We start from the raw sequence: 13,308 nt of genomic DNA on the forward strand, positions 1-13,308 counted from the left end.
GAGATAGCGATGGCCGAGCCGATTGGCAACGCGCCCGCCCGGGCGTAGGACTTGGGCCATGGACCGGATCGAGATACCGATGGAGGGCGAGATCGCTCGCTGGGTCGAGGCGGCCGAGCGCGGTGACGAGGTGGTGTTCGTTCAAAACGAGCAGGTGCGAGCCTCGCTGACGCTGGCGCCTGAGGCCAGCCAGCGTCTCGGACACAGCGCCATCGCAACGTCGCGCGCGCTGGAAATATGATCGGTTTGTCCTTCATCGCGCTTGCTGTTGCGGCGCAATTTCCCGTGACGAACTGGAACAGGGTCTCGCTGATAATTGTCGAGCAAGAGGCTCGTCGCGGAAACAAGGACGCACAATATGAGCTGGGGCGCCGATACGAAGAGGGCCTTGGCGTCGGCCGCGACATATCGGCGGCCATTCAGCTCTACCGATCAGCATCCAAGAGACAGCGTCAAGTGGATGTTCACGTCGCGGGCTTCGGTGCTCATCCCGCTGGCCGAGTAGCCACCGTTCAGGAGGCCAAGGTCGATGTTTCCAAAAAGGCTGCTAACCGTCTCGCTGTAATTTGCGCTCGTCGAAATCCCTGTAAGTAAGGGCGAATGCTTGTCGCTAAATTCCTGCCTTGCGCCGGATGACGAGGCCTATCTGATTTCATTAGCGAGCGCCAAATGGGCGATCGGCCTTCCCGTTCACGATCCACTTGAGGACTACGCATGATCCGTCGCCTGCTGCTCGCCAGCGCCCTCATCGCCGCCCCCGCCCTCGCCCAGCGTGCCGCCCCGCCCGCGCCCGCGCCGGTCGATCCGAAGGTCGCGAAGCTGCGTGACGCGGCGCTGGACGACGATATCGCCTGGGACATCGTCGAAGGGATGACGACCGAGGTCGGCCAGCGGCTCGCCGCGACCGAGGCTGAGGCGCGCGCGCGAACCTGGGCGGTGGCGAAGCTGAAGACGATGGGCTTCAAGAACGTCCACGTTGAGGAATTCCAGATGCCGGTCTGGCTCCGCGGCACCGAGACGGCCGAGATCGTCGCACCCTTCCCGCAGAAGCTGACGCTGGTTGCGCTCGGCAACTCCGGGGCGACGCCGGCGCAGGGCATCACGGCGCCAGTGGTCGTGTTCAAGGGCTATGGCGACCTCGCCAGCGCGCCGGCGGGCAGCCTGGCGGGGAAAATCGCCTATATCGGCAATGCGATGGAGCCGACCCAGGACGGGTCGAGCTATGGCGCGTTCGGCGCCGGGCGCTTCGTCGGGCCGGCATTGGCGGCCAGCAAGGGTGCGGTGGCGACGATCATCAAGTCGATCGGCACCGACCATCATCGCAACCCGCACACCGGCGGCACCAATTGGCCGCAGGGCGTCACGCCGATCCCCGCCGCCGCCCTATCGGTGCCCGATGCCGAGCAACTCGAGCGCGTTGCCGCGCGCGGCAAGCCGGTGACGATCCACCTGACAATGACGCCGCGCTTCGCCGGCCAAGGCACGTCGGGCAACGTCATCGCCGAAGTGCCGGGCAGCGACCCCAAGGCGGGCGTCGTGCTGATCGGCGGTCACCTCGACAGCTGGGATCTCGGCACCGGCGCGATCGACGATGCGAGCGGCGTCGCGATCACGGCGGCGGCGGCGAAGCGGATCATGGACGCCGGCCGCCCGCGCCGTACGATCCGCGTCGTCTGGTTCGGCGCCGAGGAGCCGGGCGGCATCGGCGGCAAGGACTATGCCCGCGTCCACGGCGGCGAGCGCCATGCCATCGCCACCGAGAGCGACTTCGGCGCGGATCGCATCTGGCGGTTCGAGACGAACCTGTCGGACAGTGCCGCCGCGGTCACCGGGCGGCTGCAATCGGCGCTCGCCCCGCTGGGCATCGTCAAGGGCAGCGGCGTCGCCGGCGACGGCACCGACGTCGGGCCGACGCTGGCGCTCGGCGTCGGCGCGGTCGACCTCAACCAGTCGGGTTTGCGCTATTTCGACACGCACCATACGCCCGACGACGTGATCGACCGGATCGACAAGGACCAGCTGCGGCAGAATGTGGCGGCATGGACCACGATGCTCGCCATCGTCGCCGATGCGCCAGAGGAGATCGGGGCGGTCCCCCCACGCCGATGACATCTTTTCGCCGCATACATGACTGGTCGATGAATTTTGCGGATTGACCGATGTCGGCGGACGGCTATGGACGGGGGCTCGCGTCGGCACTCGGGTCGGCCGCGAACCTATGATTTGCTTGGGAGCAATCGAATGAAGAAGTTTGCCTTTGTTCTCGCTGCCGCCGGCCTGATGTCCGTCGCTGCCTGCTCGAAGTCGCCGGAGGCTGCTGCGGTCGAGAACAACGCCGACATGCTGGCGGACAACATGGAAATGCAGGCGGACAACATGGACGCCATGGCCGACAACGCTTCGAACGGCATGGCTGCTGCCACGCTCGAGAACGCTGCGGACAACCTGAACGCCGCTGCCGACAACGTCCGCGATGCCGCCGACGAGAAGGCCGACAACATGAAGTGATCGACCGATCGGAAGGCTCGCCTTCCGATCACGATCCGAAAGGGCGCTTTCCATCCGGGGAGCGCCCTTTTTCTTTGCCCGATCCTGCGCTAGCGGACGACGACAGGTGGGGCCTGTAGCTCAACGGTTAGAGCTGGCCGCTCATAACGGCTAGGTTGCGGGTTCGAGTCCTGCCGGGCCCACCACATCTTCATCGCATGTCTTCCATATGTTCTCACGCTGCGCTACGCGTTCGTGATGACCGGCGCGCGGTGTTTCTCATACGTTCTCACGCCTTCTCGCGACAGCGCGGATGAAGCGGGGGTATCGTTGGGGGTATCGGCCGGCGCCGGGTGCCCGGATACCCCCAACGAGGCGAATCGATGGCCCTGACCGCTGCCGAGGTGAAGAACGCGAAGCCCGACGAGGCGCGCGACTATAAGCTGGCCGACGGCGGCGGGCTCTACCTCTTCGTCACCCGTAAAGGCGCGCGCAGCTGGCGGCTCAAATATCGGTTCGGCGGCAAGGAGAAGCTGCTGACCTTCGGGCTGTTCCCGGAAGTCGGCCTCGCGGACGCCCGCGAGCGGCGCGACGTTTCACGGCGCATGATCCGCGACGGCAAGGATCCGGCGATCGAGATCGAGCGGCAGCGCCAGGCGCAGATCGCCGCGGCCGGCGCCATGTTCAAGGCAGTCGCGCTCGACTGGCACGAGGCGGAAAAGCCGCGCTGGTCACCGCGCCACGCCCAGGTCGTCATGAACGCCCTCACCCGCGACGTCTTCCCCGACCTCGGCCGACGGCCGGTCGCCGATATCGATGGCCCCGAGATCCTCCGCGCTCTGCGCAAGATCGAGCGCCGCGGCGCGATCGAGACGGCAAAGCGGGTGAAGGGCTACATCAGCGAGGTCATGAAGCGCGCCAAGGGCGAGCACCTCATCCTGGTGAACCCGGTCACCAGCGACATGGATCGCGCGCTGAAGCCGACACCGCGCGGTTCCAAGCAGCCGGCGCTCACCACCCTGCCCGCCCTGCTGTCGCTCCAGCGCGTGGTCGACGCGTCGACCTCCAGCCCGGTGACGAAGATCGCGTCGCGGCTGCTGGCAATCACTCACGTGCGCGTCGGCGTGCTGCGCACCGCAAGCTGGGATGAGATCAGCGGCATCGACTGGGACGACCAGGCGGCGCCGGTGGTCGACGCCGTGTGGCGGATCTCGGCGGAGCGCATGAAGCTCGAGGTCGAGCACAAGGGCGACGAAGCGTTCGACCACGACGTGCCGCTCGCTCCCCAGGCGGTGGCATGCCTGCGCGCGCTCCGGATGCTGACCGGGCGCTGCCCCCTGCTCTTCCCGAGCAACAAGTCCACGCGCGTCCCTATGAGCGACAGCGCGATCAGCACGCTCTACAAGCGCATGGACGGCGGCCGCTTCAAGGGAAAGCATGTGCCGCACGGCTGGCGATCAGCCTTTTCCACCCTGATGAACGAGTGGGCGATGGAGCATGGCCGCGAAGGCGACCGACTGCTCATCGACCTGATGCTGGCGCACCGCCCAAAGGGCGTGTCGGGCAGCGAATTTGCCTACATGCGCGCCAAGTTCGCGAAGCGCCGGCGCGAGCTCGCGGAGACGTGGGCGACGATGGTCAGCGACGGGCTCGACCAGCCGTTCACACTGCTGCGCGAAAGAGCGGATTCTAACTCGTTGGATCCCCTTCGATAGGGTCAGATTGCGTCGCGAACTGGAACTCGTCCTCGCCGGTCGGCACCTGCAGGCCGGCTCGGCGGTAGAAACCCACTGCATCAAAAGCGTGCTCCCAAACTTTCTGGTGCACGCTGCGATCAAAACTGGCCGCTCTCTTCAGCTCCGCAGACAACTCATCGCAGCGGGCGTCGAACGCATCCATCGCTGCGGGCATCGCCCATTCTAGCAGGCTCTCGAGAGCGTCGACATCGCTCCCGCGCACGATCGATCGGGTGTCATGATAGACGTACTGGTTGTTAATGCCGCCCGCGGTCTTCTCTAGTCGCATTGTCAGAGCATCGGCGACCGCAGGAGACAGGGTCTTCACAGGATGTCGTCCGAAATGGGCGATGCCTTTGTCCCTCAGCAACATCATCCGCGTGTGAGGCTCGCGGAGATCCACCGGCAGTTTGCCACGACCAAACCACTTTAACCGATCGATTGCATCGGTTTCGGTCGCGCGCGTGTACAGCACCAAAGCGTAGGTGAAATAGGCAGAGAGCTGCATCGCTAATGAAGCGTCCAGCTGCCGCTTTCCGCCCTGCTCCTCGTCGATCAGCTTCTGCATCGCATAGATGGCGTTAAGCGCGTCGGACAGGTCTTTGTGCGCCGAGGCCGCGCCTGTCACGCGTGCGATCCGTGAAACGATGTCGGGATGCCGCCCCGTAGCTTCCAACTCGCGACTGAAGCTGCTCAGGTCGATATCTAGCTCCGCCGTCGATGATGACCGATCTAAATCATTGGCACTCATCGTACGAAGGTACGCGATAGCTCATGGGATCGGCAATCCAGGCACCAACATCGCTCTCGTACCAAGCGACCAGCTTTGGACTGATCTGCCGTTTCGGGGGGAACGTGCCCTGCGCGACCCTGCGATAGATCGTGGCCGTGGAAAGGCCGGTGCGCGCCTTCACCTCACCGATGCGCAGCAGCTTGTCTTTCGTGCGGTCAAAACCCGTCATGGCGTTCATCATCGGCCTCCCGGCCCGCTGAGCAACAGCACGCCTGGTGCCCCGCGCTCGTACTCTGCCGCGATCGGCGCAGCGATGCGTTCGTAGACGGTCGCGCCGTCGGCCATGACGACGTTGGGCAGGAACGCTTGCTCGAACGTCTCGACCTCGCTTTCCACGCTCTCGAGCTTAGCCTTTATCACGAGCAACAGCGCGCGCGCTTTCTGGCGGTGCGCCTGCTGGCGCTTCTCCGCCCGTCTGGCGGGCGGCAGGGTCACGCCCCGACCGTCTCGAACCGGCATTTCTCCAAGCGGGGGCAGTGCCACCTGGAAGCGGATCATGCGGTTCGCCAGCTCGAACGTGATCGTGAACTGCTCCGGCTCATCGAATTGGGCGACCCGCTGGGCACCGGCCCGCTTCACGAGGCTAATGATCCCGGCGATCGACTTCTCGACCGACACTGTGGTGTTTTCGGCATAGGCCATCAGCGGCACTCCCCCATGCTATCGCGCCAATCGAGTGCGCGCCCGTGCAACATGACTTGCCTACCTATGTGGGCCGCATACACTCCCGCAGCGCCTCTAGAGGACTGACGATGCTGCTGAAGCTTCGACCGAATGAAAGAACTGTGATCACTCAGCCAAGCACGACGACCAATCCGGCCGATCGTGGCTCGAGAGACGTCGTGTTCGAGGGGTCCTTCGTGGACGCCATCAAGTGGGCACACAAGCTCAAGGCCAGTGATCTGCGCTTGTGCCTGGCGTCGTTTCCGGACCGAGGTGCCCGGCCCTTTACCGCGGCTGCAACGGCGCTCCGAGACGTGCCGCTGTACCTCGTTGACGTCTGAGGCAAGGCCAGCCGCAAAGCGCATCGACGGAGCGGTTTTTGCCAAGGCGGCGGCGCTCGACGAAAACATCAGCGGCACTCCCCCATACGATAGCGGCGCCAGTACCGATCCCAACGGACGGCGGCGCCGGCGGCGATCGCCGCGCAGCTGAGCGACCTGCCATCCGGCAGCGTGCAGCGCGCCACGATGCGCGAATAGCTTTGGTCGACCGGCTGGCAGCTGATGCGACGGCCCAACGTCAACCGGGCCACGATGTCCCGGCTGCGGACCGCGGCGCGATCGTCGCAGGTATAGGCGGCGCGGCGCGCGGCTGGGCGGCGGCACGGCTCCGCGCTGGCGAAGTCGGGCGCCTGGATGCCGGCAACGCGGACCTTCTCACCCGACCGGCACCACAGCGGCCCGTCCCCATCATGGACGCGGACGACCTCGCAGGTGAACGACGGCGGGAGCGAGATCATCCTGGCGCTCCATCATGCTGGAGGCCGTCGAGCAAGCGACCGGCCGCTTTCTTACCTACGCGGGCGGCGTAGTGGACGCGCTCCCCGTGAAAACCCCAGCCGCCTTCAAGGTTGATCCAGCGCCCGGGCCGCCGCTCCTGATCGCCGCAACGCCGCCAGTCCGGGTCGTCGCGCTCGCGATCGTAGGAGAGGTCGTGCTCGCCCCACTGCTTGAATAGGAACGGCACGCTTGCGGCTTCGCATTCGTCGCGCAGCTGGCGGGCCCAGTCGGGATGCAACGGCCGAGCGCCCGGCCCGCTCTCGCCGCCGACGATGATCCAGTCGAGCCCCGAGCGGCACCGTGCGCCAGCTTCGTATCGGGCGCCGCTCCAGTCACGCTGGCAATTCCAAAGCGGCGGATAGCCCTTTTCGCACCAGCCGCAGTTGCCCCAGCATTCGCTGTCGAGCGCATTCTCCCCGTACCACGCCTGCTCCAAGCTGATCGGCCCAAGCATGGGCTCAATCGACAAGAACCGCACGCGCGCGGGAGTTGCGAGCAGCTTCGGCACATCACGCTCCGCCTCCGCCTGGTTCACCACGGTCGCGCCCAGCCAGACGTTCGGGTACTGGCTCTCGAAGTCGAATGGCACGGGAAGCATATTGGCGACGTTGCCGATCCGCTTGGTCAGCAGCAGCCAGTCGAGATCGGGCGTGTCCCGGATCAGAGCGAACAGATCGGTGCGCCAGGCGGGATCCGCGGCATTGTCGAACACGTCGGCGAGGCTAGCGCAGAACACGCGTTGCCGGCGGCCGTGATCGGTCAGGAACTGCGCCGCGGCCGCCTGCCACTGGCGCGGCTTCCGCCAATTACTGGCGGACGTCCGCCGGCGCGGCGCGCCCGGACCCCAGTTCACGGCGGTGCCGCCGCCAAACCGCGCGTTGCGCGTTTCAGCATAGCAGTGGTCGCAGCCGGGCCCGACCTTCTGGCAACCTTCCCACGGGTTGAAGGTGTGGTCGCACCACTCGATCGCGCTGTTCTCCGCCATCACGCGGCCTCACGGGTCGGCTCGGCCGCGGACCTGTCGCGACGGAGCTGGGTGGATGCCGAGGCGTGGGGTGCCTCCAGGTCGGCTTGGGGTACGGGGTAGAGCGGCTGCCGGCCGCGCAGGACAGCCCAGATGCGGTGCCGCTGGCGCCAGAAGTCGCCGTAGAGGATGACGATCGAGAGCGCGGCCATCATGGCGAGGGCACCGAGCCCCAACGCGTATTGAGCGATGGCGACGGGCGACCAGTCGCCGACGTGCAAGATGCCGGTCACAGCTTGTTTCCCCATTGGTCGCGGGCGCGGCGGTACGGGCGGTGAGCCCAACCATCCTCGGCGACGAGCTTCACCACTCCGCTGGGCGCGATCACCTTCACGCGATCCCCGCGGCGCCCGACAATCGGGCATTCGAATGCAAAGACGGGCGGCAGAGAGCCGAGCGGCCACCAGAGTTCATTCCACTCCGCCTGGCGCTTGACGACCAGCGTTGGCGCGGTCGGAACGTCCCCGCCTCTCGTCATCAGCTCGCGCTGCTGCTCGAGCGTGAAGCGCTGACCGCCCTCGACGGCCACATCGCCGCGCACGGCGTCCGCGATCGTGCCGATCCAGGGCGAGCCCGCCTTCGAGGGGGTCACCTTGATGCCGAGCGGCTGGCGGCCGATGGGCGGCGTGTTCGGGTCGAGGCGGCTCATGCGCGGCACGCCTCAAGATAGGTGCGGGCGCCGGCCGCGGCGTCGACGCGCTGCTGCGCGCGGCCGTCAGCCAGTTGCATGATGCGCAGCTCGACCGCGGCTTCCTGCCGGTCGCGGGCGACCTGCTCCTGCAGCACCTCGACCGCGCGAAGCACGTCGGCGAGCGGTGCCTTCCGCCCGCGCCGCTTCCGAAGCCGGTCGGCTTCCTCGACGATCAGCCCCAGCGCCCGGGTGGGCAGGTTCAGCTTCTCGGCACGGTTGGCCACCTCCTGCCAGAGATCCGCACGCTCGTGGATCATCTGCATGAGGCGGGGATAGTGCTTCGAGTTCGGATCGATGAGCATGCTCTCGACGTCGCGGATCCGGCGGACGGTGAACGCCAGTTCGGCGATCGCGCGCTCGAGGTCGGGATCGACCGGCGCGGGCAGCTGCATGCGGGCGGGCTTCATGCGCGCACCGCCTGGCCGCTCTCGGCTAGCTCACGCTCCCACGCCACCCTGCCCGGCCACTGCAGCCAGTATGCCTCGGCCAGCTTGACCCCGTCATGCAGGGGTAGCGACAGCTCGAACGACCGCCAGCCCATCGCGTGCTGCTTCGTGTGGCAGTCGTCGCACAGCGGGATGCAATGCTTGTCGGCCACCTTGGTCGACGTGCCCTTCCCGCCCGCATGGTCGACGTGGGCGGCGATAATCGGATTGCGCTCGCTACCGGGGTGCGCGCAGCAGGGGCACGGCAGCTTCCGCAGCCAGCGCCTGAATTCCTCGGCGCACTTCCACGCCGGGCGCCCTGCCCTAGGCGGCTTCTTGGTCGTGAACATCGACCGAGGCAGGGATGATCGGCGGGTGAGCACCGGGGCGTCTCCAGGCGGCGGGGTGCCGCGCTGGAATAATCTACACCACAATGGTGTTACGGTGTCAACACCGTTTTGGTGTTGTCAGCAGCCCCAATCGAAGTCGCGCTCAACCCTCGGCCCCACCGGCTCGGGCGGAGGTGGTGCCGCCGCTATGCTTGGGAGAAACGGCTTCTCGCCATCGAATGCGACGCGGATCCAGGCGCCGAACGAGGCCTGAGCTTGGAAGACGGCCGCGATCTCCCGCCCGTTCTTCAGCATGCCTCCGATCCAGGGTGCGCGCTCGGCGGTCAGATAGCCCAGTTGGACGCCGCGAGCCGAGAAGACGGCGATCGCGTGCTCGTCTACCGGGTTTTTTGGCTCGGGCACGAGGTCCACCTCCTCGCCCTGCAAGCATAGCGCTAGCTCAAACCGGCGCGCAGGGCCACGCTTGTTGGGATGGTCAGCGCCCACAACCGCCAAGCTCATTTGCATGGCTGCAAGCTAAGCCATCTCTGAGTTCAATGGCCGAATCTGTACTCCCGACATATTATCTTTCGCCACTTCTGAATAGGGCGTTGCCATATCTAACTCGTATTCGCTTACTGATTGATGTTCTTGATCGTTCTGGGGGTCGAGATAACGCACGTTGACTATGACGGCAAACTTTGTCGCCCGATTAAACACACGATCAACAGTTTCTGCAGGAATTGGTATCCGATCAGCCGCAATTCGCTGGCCGGGCGCCACCGTAAATGCAACGCCGGACCACGTCGGCTCGGGCCACTGCCGCGTTGAGTTAGCAGGAAGTTCATCGAAGCTGACGTCCAGCTGCATGCGCTTTGCTGGTAACCTTCCGATATTGCGCACGATTGGGATGAGAACCAGCCCATCGGTTTCGACGATCGATCCATCCTCTTGCATCAACCGCATCTGCGAGGCCGATGCAATTTCCGGGGAGATCGTCGCCCATGGTCGGTTAGACAAATTGAACTGCTGCTGCCCCTGTTCGATCGTTCGTTCGGCCGCCGTTGCACTACGTGTTGCGGCTTTCGCTGCTTCTACGGTATGCTCGAGGGCGCCTGCCGCCGCCCCGCTTGCATCCTGAGCAGCGTCGGCAGACCGTTCGGCCGCTTTGGCTGCCCTCGCAGTGTAGATCAGGGTGATGAACAGCAAAACGAAGGTCAGAAAGCCAAAAATCGCTTGCGCCCATGCCGCGCGCACGGATTGGCTTTGAGCATCGGCCTGGGCCTTGCGGTCTTCTCGGGCTGCGTCCTCGCTTGCGCGGCGGCGTGCGGCGTCATCCTGATCTTCGACAATCCGAACCGACAGAGGCGCGCGTTGGGCGCTTTGCTGCTCACGCTCTGTAGCCCCGCTTCTATTGGGCTCTTTCTGTGGAGCTTGAGCGGCCACTGACGCGGTCAACGCCAAGAACAGCACAGCAACCATCATCCTCATGAGCAACTTCACCTATCTTGCGGCTTAACAAACATCTCGCCGAACCACTCCACCAGCATACCGCTCAGCAGAAGCGAATCGCGCGGTTTTGAGGCATAATCGCCACTATAGAGCGTGATGCGTAGGAGCATAGTTTTGCAACCACGGCATCGGTATGTCGTCCGTTCAAAAGTCTGCTCGACCAAGGCAAAAGCAGCGTTTGACTGTCGCGCGCAGGATGGGCACCGAAGCACGACACTAAAGTCGGATAGTCCATTGCCCAGTGTGGTGCCGATGCGAGGCATCATGTCGTATTAACTAACCCTCCGGCATAGCCGTCTAGCCGTTCATAGATCCCGTGCGAAACGAATGACCCTCCCACCGATCAGCAGTTCGGCGCGTTCCACCTCATAATTCTCGATCGCTGGGTTATCCGAGACGACCATCACCCGGTCCCCCGAAAGGCGGCGGAGCCGCTTGATCGCCGCCGCCCCGTTGATCGACACCGCCCAGACGCGGTCCTGCTGGTTGAGGTCGGTCTGCGTGCTGTCGATCCACACCAGGTCGTTGCTGTTGAGCGTCGGGTACATTGAATCGCCGACGCCGCGGGCGATGCGCAGGCGGTGCGGCGGCGTGCGGGTGAACGAGCGGACATAGCCGAGGTCGAAGCGGATCGGCTCCTCCTCGATGTACTCGTCTACGGTCGCGCCCGGGCCCATCGGCAGCGAGAGGTCCAGCTGGACGATCTCGACCGTCTCGCCCGCATCGGCGGACCGCGCGACGGGCTGATCTGGCAGAGGCTGCATCGGCGCCGGCTCTGCTGCGATGATGTCGCTGGGTGACACACCGAGCGCAGCGGCGGCCCTGTCGATCCAATCAGTCGTCAGTCGACGTTGCGCTTTCTCCAGCCGCTCGACCTGCTGACCGCTCGTCCCCATGCGCCGGCCAAGCTCAGGCCGTGACCAGCCGCGCTCTCCCCTGAGCCGTTCGATGTTGTTGGCGCTGGCCATGCCGCTTCTTGCACCAGAATGGTGCGCCAGCCCCATACTCCATTTTGGTGTTGACGAATGGCCCCGAATAACACCATAGTGGTGTTTCGAGGAGATCATCGAATGACGCTCAAGGAATGGCTTGAAGACAAGGGGATGACTGGGCCGCAGTTCGCGACCCGGATCGGCCGCTCGTCGGAAGCTGTGCGGCGGTACGTCGCCGGCGAGCGCATCCCCGATCGCGACACGATGCCGCTTGTGGTCAAGGAAACATCGGGAGCCGTCACCCCGAATGATTTCTTCGGAATCCTTGCCGAGGAGGCCGCATGAGCACCTGTCGCTGTGGCGCATGGGTTGGTCATCCCGAGGCCCGCACCTGCACCGTTCCTGACTGCGAACTTCGGAGCACCCTCTCCGCTCCCGAAGCCGGCGTGATTTGCGACCCCCGTTGCACGCCGGAACCTCGTGCTGCCGGCTGTTCCTCCCTTACGGCCGGCAGCACGCATCACGATCACAGCGCGCCAGCGCGGGCGGTGGCGGCATGAGGCCCCTCGCCTACGCCACGCCCGAGCAGCTCATCGCGTGGGCTGCCGCAATGATGGAGCGGGCGCCCGACTTCGTGATCGGACCCGCTGACGCGCCGTACCTGCGCCGCTGGTGGGTCATTCCGCGCAACGAGGCGTGCAACGTTTACCTGCACGAGATCCTGCGCAGCGACGACGATCGCGCGCTGCACGATCACCCTTGGGCGAACACCTCGATGCTGCTGGATGGCCGCTATGTCGAGCATACGCCCGATGGCTCGTTTATGCGCGGCGCCGGATGGGTCGGCAGCCGCGAGGCGACGGCCGCTCATCGGCTCGAAATCCTGCCGGGCGAGCGCGCGCTGTCGCTTTTCATCACCGGCCCGAAGGTCCGCGAGTGGGGGTTCATCTGCCCCCAGGGCTGGACCCATTGGCGCGATTTCACCGGCGGCGAGCATGGCGAATTGGTCGGTCGCGGCTGCGGCGAGCATGACGCCCTGCTGCCGTTCACGTCCGCTGTCGAGGCGCAGCTGGCATGAGCGCGCGGGCGATCGCTGCCGTGGGCGCAGCCTGCACCGTCGCCGTTGGCGCCCCCTATGCGGTGACCAGCGCGGCTGCGGCGCTCGGCCGCCACGACGTCAACGGCATGCCGTTCCACCAGGTCACGGGCGACCGCGATGCGGAGCGCCTTGGGCGCGGTGAGGAGCGAGCTGCTGTCCATGTCGTCGGCAATACGCGCGACGGCGCCCCTCTGACTTCGGGAAACGCCAGCCGCGTTTCCCACGCATTCGAACGGATCGAGAACCATGGTTGAGGGGAAGCTCCCCGCCGACGAGCAGCGCCTGGCCGCTGCGACGAAGCGCGCGGTGCAGGCCGCGGGCGGCCTTAAGGTCTGCGAGGACGAGACGAAGGTCTCCGATAGCCAGATCTCGCGCTGCTGCTCCCCGAACCATCGCGACAGCATCTCGGTGCGCGACGCCGTCCGCATCGATGCGATCGGCGCCGGCGAGGCGGGCCACCCCCACATCATCAACGCGATGGCGGGGCTGCTTGGTGGCGTTTTCATCATGCTGCCGGAGCCGGTCACCGACGATCGCTGCCTGCAGATGAGCGTGATCGATCTCAGCTGCGAGCTGGGCGACGTGTCGCGCGCCATTTCGGAGGCCCTGAGCGGCACCAGCGACGCTGGCACTGAGGTGTCGCCCCGCGAGGCGCAGGCCGCTCTCGACCACCTCGCCGACCTCGACCGGGCGTCGGCCAAGCTACGCCACCAACTGCAACGGCTCGCCGACGGCAAGTCCGACTGAGGATCAACCGCGGGTCGCCACCCGCCAGGAG

General features: G+C 65.7%; 22 protein-coding genes and 1 tRNA gene. 11 read left to right on the forward strand and 12 right to left on the reverse strand.

Going from position 1 to position 13,308, the window contains the following annotated elements:
- Window positions 1–58 precede the first annotated feature (58 nt).
- The 6 genes from GGQ80_RS10070 (at window position 59) to GGQ80_RS10095 (ending at window position 4,202) form a co-directional block, all read left to right on the forward strand.
- Window positions 59–241 carry a hypothetical protein gene (locus GGQ80_RS10070; protein ID WP_183984357.1) on the forward strand — a complete coding sequence of 61 codons (183 nt, stop codon included), beginning with the start codon at window positions 59–61 and terminating at the stop codon, window positions 239–241.
- Window positions 238–594 (forward strand): SEL1-like repeat protein, encoded by a 357-nt coding sequence (locus GGQ80_RS10075; RefSeq protein ID WP_183984359.1) that lies wholly within the window; start codon window positions 238–240, stop codon window positions 592–594. The genes GGQ80_RS10070 and GGQ80_RS10075 overlap by 4 nt, the downstream gene beginning before the upstream one ends.
- Before the next feature lie 120 nt (window positions 595–714).
- Window positions 715–2,109, forward strand: a complete 1,395-nt coding sequence (locus GGQ80_RS10080; RefSeq protein ID WP_183984363.1) for a M20/M25/M40 family metallo-hydrolase — start codon at window positions 715–717, stop codon at window positions 2,107–2,109.
- Between the two features lie 132 nt (window positions 2,110–2,241).
- Window positions 2,242–2,508, forward strand: a complete 267-nt coding sequence (locus GGQ80_RS10085) for a hypothetical protein (protein ID WP_183984364.1) — start codon at window positions 2,242–2,244, stop codon at window positions 2,506–2,508.
- A gap of 109 nt (window positions 2,509–2,617) precedes the next feature.
- Window positions 2,618–2,693, forward strand: a tRNA-Ile gene (locus tag GGQ80_RS10090).
- Window positions 2,694–2,870: 177 nt separating this feature from the next.
- Complete coding sequence (locus GGQ80_RS10095) at window positions 2,871–4,202, forward strand: tyrosine-type recombinase/integrase (protein WP_183984366.1); 1,332 nt, start codon at window positions 2,871–2,873, stop codon at window positions 4,200–4,202.
- On the opposite strand, the gene GGQ80_RS10100 is transcribed toward GGQ80_RS10095, so the two are convergent.
- The 3 genes from GGQ80_RS10100 to GGQ80_RS10110 are packed head-to-tail and all read right to left on the reverse strand — an operon-like array spanning window position 4,177 to window position 5,658.
- Complete coding sequence (locus GGQ80_RS10100; RefSeq protein ID WP_183984368.1) at window positions 4,177–4,974, reverse strand: hypothetical protein; 798 nt, start codon at window positions 4,972–4,974, stop codon at window positions 4,177–4,179. The two genes, GGQ80_RS10095 and GGQ80_RS10100, sit on opposite strands and share 26 nt — an antisense overlap.
- The gene (locus GGQ80_RS10105; protein WP_246346992.1) at window positions 4,961–5,194 is read right to left on the reverse strand and encodes a helix-turn-helix transcriptional regulator; all 234 of its coding nucleotides are present in this window, start codon (window positions 5,192–5,194) and stop codon (window positions 4,961–4,963) included. Before GGQ80_RS10105 ends, GGQ80_RS10100 begins: the two co-directional genes overlap by 14 nt.
- Window positions 5,194–5,658, reverse strand: a complete 465-nt coding sequence (locus GGQ80_RS10110; protein WP_183984370.1) for a hypothetical protein — start codon at window positions 5,656–5,658, stop codon at window positions 5,194–5,196. The genes GGQ80_RS10105 and GGQ80_RS10110 overlap by 1 nt, the downstream gene beginning before the upstream one ends.
- 110 nt (window positions 5,659–5,768) lie before the next feature.
- Here GGQ80_RS10110 and GGQ80_RS10115 point away from each other — a divergent pair, with 110 nt between their 5' ends.
- On the forward strand, window positions 5,769–6,020 hold the full coding sequence (locus GGQ80_RS10115; RefSeq protein ID WP_183984372.1) for a hypothetical protein: 252 nt from the start codon (window positions 5,769–5,771) through the stop codon (window positions 6,018–6,020).
- Between the two features lie 68 nt (window positions 6,021–6,088).
- Here the strand turns inward: GGQ80_RS10115 and GGQ80_RS10120 are convergent, their stop codons facing one another.
- The 9 genes from GGQ80_RS10120 to GGQ80_RS10160 all read right to left on the reverse strand — a co-directional run bounded on the left by GGQ80_RS10120 (window position 6,089) and on the right by GGQ80_RS10160 (window position 11,467).
- Window positions 6,089–6,478: a thermonuclease family protein gene (locus GGQ80_RS10120; protein ID WP_183984374.1), complete on the reverse strand. Its 390-nt coding sequence runs from the start codon at window positions 6,476–6,478 to the stop codon at window positions 6,089–6,091.
- Entirely contained in the window at window positions 6,475–7,503 is a 1,029-nt protein-coding gene (locus GGQ80_RS10125; RefSeq protein ID WP_183984376.1) for a phage Gp37/Gp68 family protein, read from the reverse strand. Before GGQ80_RS10125 ends, GGQ80_RS10120 begins: the two co-directional genes overlap by 4 nt.
- A complete protein-coding gene (locus GGQ80_RS10130) occupies window positions 7,503–7,775 on the reverse strand; it encodes a hypothetical protein (protein WP_183984378.1) in 273 nt (90 codons plus the stop codon). The genes GGQ80_RS10125 and GGQ80_RS10130 overlap by 1 nt, the downstream gene beginning before the upstream one ends.
- A complete protein-coding gene (locus tag GGQ80_RS10135; RefSeq protein WP_183984379.1) occupies window positions 7,772–8,191 on the reverse strand; it encodes a hypothetical protein in 420 nt (139 codons plus the stop codon). The genes GGQ80_RS10130 and GGQ80_RS10135 overlap by 4 nt, the downstream gene beginning before the upstream one ends.
- On the reverse strand, window positions 8,188–8,640 hold the full coding sequence (locus tag GGQ80_RS10140) for a hypothetical protein (protein ID WP_183984381.1): 453 nt from the start codon (window positions 8,638–8,640) through the stop codon (window positions 8,188–8,190). The genes GGQ80_RS10135 and GGQ80_RS10140 overlap by 4 nt, the downstream gene beginning before the upstream one ends.
- A complete protein-coding gene (locus tag GGQ80_RS10145) occupies window positions 8,637–9,008 on the reverse strand; it encodes a DUF968 domain-containing protein (RefSeq protein ID WP_183984383.1) in 372 nt (123 codons plus the stop codon). The genes GGQ80_RS10140 and GGQ80_RS10145 overlap by 4 nt, the downstream gene beginning before the upstream one ends.
- 117 nt (window positions 9,009–9,125) lie before the next feature.
- The gene (locus GGQ80_RS10150) at window positions 9,126–9,509 is read right to left on the reverse strand and encodes an HIRAN domain-containing protein (RefSeq protein ID WP_246346993.1); all 384 of its coding nucleotides are present in this window, start codon (window positions 9,507–9,509) and stop codon (window positions 9,126–9,128) included.
- A gap of 15 nt (window positions 9,510–9,524) precedes the next feature.
- Window positions 9,525–10,490: a hypothetical protein gene (locus GGQ80_RS10155; RefSeq protein WP_183984387.1), complete on the reverse strand. Its 966-nt coding sequence runs from the start codon at window positions 10,488–10,490 to the stop codon at window positions 9,525–9,527.
- Window positions 10,491–10,804: 314 nt separating this feature from the next.
- Window positions 10,805–11,467, reverse strand: a complete 663-nt coding sequence (locus tag GGQ80_RS10160; RefSeq protein ID WP_221364318.1) for an XRE family transcriptional regulator — start codon at window positions 11,465–11,467, stop codon at window positions 10,805–10,807.
- Between the two features lie 102 nt (window positions 11,468–11,569).
- On the opposite strand from GGQ80_RS10160, the gene GGQ80_RS10165 reads away from it, so the two are divergent.
- The 4 genes from GGQ80_RS10165 to GGQ80_RS10180 all read left to right on the forward strand — a co-directional run bounded on the left by GGQ80_RS10165 (window position 11,570) and on the right by GGQ80_RS10180 (window position 13,277).
- Window positions 11,570–11,776: a helix-turn-helix domain-containing protein gene (locus tag GGQ80_RS10165; protein ID WP_183984391.1), complete on the forward strand. Its 207-nt coding sequence runs from the start codon at window positions 11,570–11,572 to the stop codon at window positions 11,774–11,776.
- A gap of 118 nt (window positions 11,777–11,894) precedes the next feature.
- Window positions 11,895–12,509 (forward strand): hypothetical protein, encoded by a 615-nt coding sequence (locus GGQ80_RS10170; protein ID WP_246346994.1) that lies wholly within the window; start codon window positions 11,895–11,897, stop codon window positions 12,507–12,509.
- Window positions 12,506–12,784, forward strand: coding sequence for a hypothetical protein (locus GGQ80_RS10175; RefSeq protein WP_183984393.1), 279 nt, complete (start codon window positions 12,506–12,508; stop codon window positions 12,782–12,784). The genes GGQ80_RS10170 and GGQ80_RS10175 overlap by 4 nt, the downstream gene beginning before the upstream one ends.
- On the forward strand, window positions 12,777–13,277 hold the full coding sequence (locus tag GGQ80_RS10180; protein ID WP_183984395.1) for a phage regulatory CII family protein: 501 nt from the start codon (window positions 12,777–12,779) through the stop codon (window positions 13,275–13,277). The genes GGQ80_RS10175 and GGQ80_RS10180 overlap by 8 nt, the downstream gene beginning before the upstream one ends.
- Window positions 13,278–13,308 lie beyond the last annotated feature (31 nt).

It is taken from the genome of Sphingomonas jinjuensis (assembly GCF_014197105.1).
Classification (GTDB): domain Bacteria; phylum Pseudomonadota; class Alphaproteobacteria; order Sphingomonadales; family Sphingomonadaceae; genus Sphingomonas; species Sphingomonas jinjuensis.

Coding starts and splice junctions, on each gene's coding strand:
- GGQ80_RS10165 (WP_183984391.1), top strand. CDS start 11,570: ATGACGCTCAAGGAATGGCTTGAAGACAAGGGGATGACTGGGCCGCAG.
- GGQ80_RS10120 (WP_183984374.1), bottom strand. CDS start 6,478: ATGATCTCGCTCCCGCCGTCGTTCACCTGCGAGGTCGTCCGCGTCCAT.
- GGQ80_RS10100 (WP_183984368.1), bottom strand. CDS start 4,974: ATGAGTGCCAATGATTTAGATCGGTCATCATCGACGGCGGAGCTAGAT.
- GGQ80_RS10125 (WP_183984376.1), bottom strand. CDS start 7,503: ATGGCGGAGAACAGCGCGATCGAGTGGTGCGACCACACCTTCAACCCG.
- GGQ80_RS10160 (WP_221364318.1), bottom strand. CDS start 11,467: ATGGCCAGCGCCAACAACATCGAACGGCTCAGGGGAGAGCGCGGCTGG.
- GGQ80_RS10175 (WP_183984393.1), top strand. CDS start 12,506: ATGAGCGCGCGGGCGATCGCTGCCGTGGGCGCAGCCTGCACCGTCGCC.
- GGQ80_RS10070 (WP_183984357.1), top strand. CDS start 59: ATGGACCGGATCGAGATACCGATGGAGGGCGAGATCGCTCGCTGGGTC.
- GGQ80_RS10150 (WP_246346993.1), bottom strand. CDS start 9,509: ATGAGCTTGGCGGTTGTGGGCGCTGACCATCCCAACAAGCGTGGCCCT.
- GGQ80_RS10105 (WP_246346992.1), bottom strand. CDS start 5,194: ATGAACGCCATGACGGGTTTTGACCGCACGAAAGACAAGCTGCTGCGC.
- GGQ80_RS10115 (WP_183984372.1), top strand. CDS start 5,769: ATGCTGCTGAAGCTTCGACCGAATGAAAGAACTGTGATCACTCAGCCA.
- GGQ80_RS10180 (WP_183984395.1), top strand. CDS start 12,777: ATGGTTGAGGGGAAGCTCCCCGCCGACGAGCAGCGCCTGGCCGCTGCG.
- GGQ80_RS10075 (WP_183984359.1), top strand. CDS start 238: ATGATCGGTTTGTCCTTCATCGCGCTTGCTGTTGCGGCGCAATTTCCC.
- GGQ80_RS10140 (WP_183984381.1), bottom strand. CDS start 8,640: ATGAAGCCCGCCCGCATGCAGCTGCCCGCGCCGGTCGATCCCGACCTC.
- GGQ80_RS10110 (WP_183984370.1), bottom strand. CDS start 5,658: ATGGCCTATGCCGAAAACACCACAGTGTCGGTCGAGAAGTCGATCGCC.
- GGQ80_RS10080 (WP_183984363.1), top strand. CDS start 715: ATGATCCGTCGCCTGCTGCTCGCCAGCGCCCTCATCGCCGCCCCCGCC.
- GGQ80_RS10085 (WP_183984364.1), top strand. CDS start 2,242: ATGAAGAAGTTTGCCTTTGTTCTCGCTGCCGCCGGCCTGATGTCCGTC.
- GGQ80_RS10095 (WP_183984366.1), top strand. CDS start 2,871: ATGGCCCTGACCGCTGCCGAGGTGAAGAACGCGAAGCCCGACGAGGCG.
- GGQ80_RS10145 (WP_183984383.1), bottom strand. CDS start 9,008: ATGTTCACGACCAAGAAGCCGCCTAGGGCAGGGCGCCCGGCGTGGAAG.
- GGQ80_RS10135 (WP_183984379.1), bottom strand. CDS start 8,191: ATGAGCCGCCTCGACCCGAACACGCCGCCCATCGGCCGCCAGCCGCTC.